Below are 3668 nucleotides of genomic sequence, written 5' to 3' on the forward strand. Positions count from 1 at the left end.
CGGAGAAAAAATCCGAGCTGCTGGTATTTCTCACTCCGCGTATCATGAATAACCAGGCGATTGCTGTGAGTCGTTGATTCTGTGCGAAATTTGATTCTTGTAGGACCGATGGGCGCTGGTAAAAGCACCATCGGCCGGTTGCTGGCCAAAGAGCTGCGCCTGCCGTTCAAAGATTCCGACAAGGAAATTGAACTGCGCACGGGCGCAAATATCCCGTGGATCTTTGATAAGGAAGGCGAGCCCGGCTTTCGAGACCGTGAGCAGGCGATGATCGCCGAGCTGTGCGAGTTCGATGGCGTGGTGCTGGCGACCGGCGGCGGCGCGGTGATGCGTGATGCCAATCGCAAGGCTCTGCATGAGGGCGGGCGGGTGGTCTATTTGCACGCCTCCGTCGAACAGCAGGTCGGCCGCACCTCGCGCGATCGCAATCGGCCGTTGCTGCGCACCGCCAATCCCGAGAAAACCCTGCGTGATTTGCTGGCGATCCGTGATCCGCTGTATCGGGAAATCGCCGATCTGGTGGTGGAAACCGACGAACGGCCGCCGCGCATGGTAGTGCTCGACATTCTCGAACGTCTGGCGCAGCTTCCTCCCCGTTAAAGCATCGCTCGAAATGCGCTATCCTCGGCGTCCTGTCACAACCCGTCGCGGTTGTGGCGGCTGGCGGGCGAGCGGCGTCATACCCGCTATAGGCCGCAGATAACCAATAATTCAGGGCAGGATGCCTGCTTCCATCTTCACTGTGGGGACACATGCAGACACTCAAGGTCGATCTAGGCGAGCGCAGCTACCCGATTCATATTGGCGAAGGTTTGTTGGATCAGCCCGAGTTGCTGGCGCCGCATATCCATGGGCGGCAGGTGGCAATCATCTCCAACGAGACCGTTGCGCCGCTCTATCTCGAACGTCTGACCCGCAGCCTCGCGCAGTTCTCGGTGATCTCCGTGGTGCTGCCGGACGGCGAAGCTTTCAAGAACTGGGAAACCCTGCAACTGATCTTCGACGGTCTGCTGACCGCGCGTCATGACCGCCGCACCACCGTGATCGCCCTCGGCGGCGGTGTGATCGGCGACATGGCCGGTTTCGCCGCCGCCTGCTATCAGCGCGGCGTCGACTTCATTCAGATCCCGACGACGTTGCTGTCCCAGGTCGATTCGTCGGTGGGCGGCAAAACCGGTATCAACCATCCGCTGGGCAAGAACATGGTCGGCGCGTTCTACCAGCCGAACGTGGTGCTGATCGATACCGCCTCGCTGAAAACCCTGCCCGAGCGTGAACTGTCCGCCGGTCTGGCAGAGGTCATCAAGTACGGTCTGATCTGCGACGAACCGTTTCTTGGCTGGCTCGAAGACAACGTCGACGCCCTGCGTGCGCTGGATCAAAAAGCCCTGACTTACGCCATCGAGCGTTCCTGCGCGGCCAAGGCTGCGGTGGTTGGCGCCGACGAGAAAGAAACCGGCGTGCGCGCCACCCTCAATCTCGGCCACACCTTCGGTCACGCCATCGAGACCCACATGGGCTATGGTGTCTGGTTGCATGGTGAGGCCGTCGCGGCTGGCACGGTGATGGCGCTGGAAATGTCCGCGCGTCTGGGCTGGATCAGCGAAGCGGAACGTGATCGCGGCATTCGTCTGTTCCAGCGCGCCGGTCTGCCGGTGGTGCCGCCGACAGAAATGACTGAAGCCGATTTTCTTGAACACATGGCAATCGACAAAAAAGTGATCGACGGTCGTCTGCGCCTGGTGCTGCTGCGCCGGATGGGCGAAGCGGTAGTGACCGCCGATTATCCGAAAGAGGTTCTACAGGCCACGCTGGGAGCGGATTACCGCGCCCTGGCTCAGCTTAAAGGTTGAAAAGATTCCAATGACTAGTTTGCATGCCGACGAGGCGTTCCTCGGCCATTTCCAGTTAAGCCACGACCCCTTCGCGCCACGAGTGCCGGGTTTTAAATTCTTCCCGGCCCAGCGCAAACCAGTGTTGGGTCAGTTGCATCATCTGGCGCGTTACAGTCAGTTGTTGCTGGTCGTCACTGGCCCGCAAGGCAGCGGCAAGACCTTGCTACGTCAGGCACTGGTCGCCAGCACCAATAAGCAATCGGTACAGAGCGTGGTGGTTTCCGCCCGTGGCGCCGGTGATGCGGCCGGTGTGCTGCGTCAGGTTGCCCAGGCGCTGAACGTCGCTCAGGCCGAAGTTGGCGCGATTCTGGATCAGGTGGTGCAACTCGCGCTGACGGGTCAGGAAGTCTATCTGCTGGTGGATGACGCCGAGCAGCTCGACGAATCCGCCCTCGAAGCGCTGATGGCGCTGGGGGCCGGCGCACCGGAAGGTCGCCCGCACGTATTCCTGTTTGGTGAGTCGTCGCTGATCGCGCAACTCGAGGCGTTGCACCTTGAGGAAGAGCGTTTCCACGTCATCGAACTGCAGCCGTACACCGAAGAAGAGACCCGCGAGTATCTCGACCAACGGCTCGAAGGTGCAGGCCGTGGTGTCGAACTTTTCACCGCGGATCAGATCTCTGATATTCACGAAAGCGCCGAGGGTTGGCCAGGCAACATCAACCAGGTCGCTCGCGATGCACTGATCGAAGTCATGATTGCCAGCCGCTCTGCGGTCAAGCGTCCAAGTATGGGGTTCAACATGCCGAAGAAACACGTATTGGCGATTTCTGCCGTCGTTGTGGTTGCGGTCGCCGCCGCCTGGCTGATGCCGGGTCGCAACAAGACACCTACCACCGGCGCTCCTGCCAATGAACAGGCGCAGTTGCCTTTGGGTCAGGGCGGGGCGAACGGGGCTAATCCTTCCGTCGAATTCGCTGGCAACACCCAACCGATGCCGCTGCCGCTGGTCGGCAACTCGCAACCGGTCATGCGTGGCCCGTTGGCTGAAGCCGCCGGTGGCATCACCGAAGGCGACGACGGCGTGCCGGTCGAAGGTTCCAGCGCCACACCGCCGACCGTCACCACTTCCGCACCTCCGGCAGGCGTTCCGGCTGGCCCTGCGCCAACACCGGCTCCAGCCCCGGCCGCGAAGCCGACGCCAGCGCCAACCCAAATTGCTACCGCCAAGCCTGCTCCGGCAGCGCCTGCAGCGAAACCGGCTCCAGCGCCGGCCAAGCCAGCCGCTGCAGCCAAGCCTGCCGAGAAGCCGGTCACCGTGGCCAAAGCCGCCGGTGGCAGCTGGTACGCCGGTCAGCCGACCGGTAACTACGTGGTGCAGATCCTCGGCACCAGCTCGGAAACTGCCGCGCAAAACTTCGTCAAGGAGCAGGGCGGCGAGTACCGTTATTTCAAGAAAGTCCTCAACGGCAAGCCGCTTTACGTGATCACTTATGGCAACTTCGCCAATCGTGACGCGGCCGTTTCTGCCATCAAGGCCTTGCCAGCGAAGGTTCAGGCTGGTAAACCTTGGCCTCGCACTGTCGCCAGCGTCCAACAAGAACTGGCAACAACTCGCTGAAGATTCGGCGGCCTTACCCAGGCCGCCTCTCCAAGCACCTCAAAATTTCTGCAAGTGCGCGCTTCCTTCCAGGTCGCGTGCCTTGTGGTGTCTGCGTCATAGTAGTCTTTGAGTCGTTGCAGTCAGAATTAAAAAAGTTTTGACTAGCACAGCAGATCGCTTTAAACCTTTCACAAATGCGACATGAATTTGCGACATTTCGTCGTCAAATT

At 60.6% G+C, this 3668-nt stretch carries 3 protein-coding genes; all 3 read left to right on the top strand.

From position 1 onward, the window contains the following. Positions 1-81 precede the first annotated feature (81 nt). The 3 genes from aroK to ACIP1X_RS28195 all read left to right on the top strand — a co-directional run bounded on the left by aroK (position 82) and on the right by ACIP1X_RS28195 (position 3456). Positions 82-600 (top strand): shikimate kinase AroK, encoded by a 519-nt coding sequence (gene aroK, locus ACIP1X_RS28185; protein WP_053116652.1) that lies wholly within the window; start codon positions 82-84, stop codon positions 598-600. 152 nt (positions 601-752) lie between these two features. Further along, positions 753-1853: a 3-dehydroquinate synthase gene (gene aroB, locus ACIP1X_RS28190; protein WP_053116653.1), complete on the top strand. Its 1101-nt coding sequence runs from the start codon at positions 753-755 to the stop codon at positions 1851-1853. Between the two features lie 10 nt (positions 1854-1863). After that, the gene (locus ACIP1X_RS28195; RefSeq protein WP_159811627.1) at positions 1864-3456 is read left to right on the top strand and encodes an AAA family ATPase; all 1593 of its coding nucleotides are present in this window, start codon (positions 1864-1866) and stop codon (positions 3454-3456) included. Positions 3457-3668: the final 212 nt, after the last annotated feature.

The organism is Pseudomonas sp. NPDC088885 (assembly GCF_044750025.1).
GTDB classification, from domain to species: domain Bacteria; phylum Pseudomonadota; class Gammaproteobacteria; order Pseudomonadales; family Pseudomonadaceae; genus Aquipseudomonas; species Aquipseudomonas rustica.

Coding starts and splice junctions, on each gene's coding strand:
- aroB (WP_053116653.1), top strand. CDS start 753: ATGCAGACACTCAAGGTCGATCTAGGCGAGCGCAGCTACCCGATTCAT.
- ACIP1X_RS28195 (WP_159811627.1), top strand. CDS start 1,864: ATGACTAGTTTGCATGCCGACGAGGCGTTCCTCGGCCATTTCCAGTTA.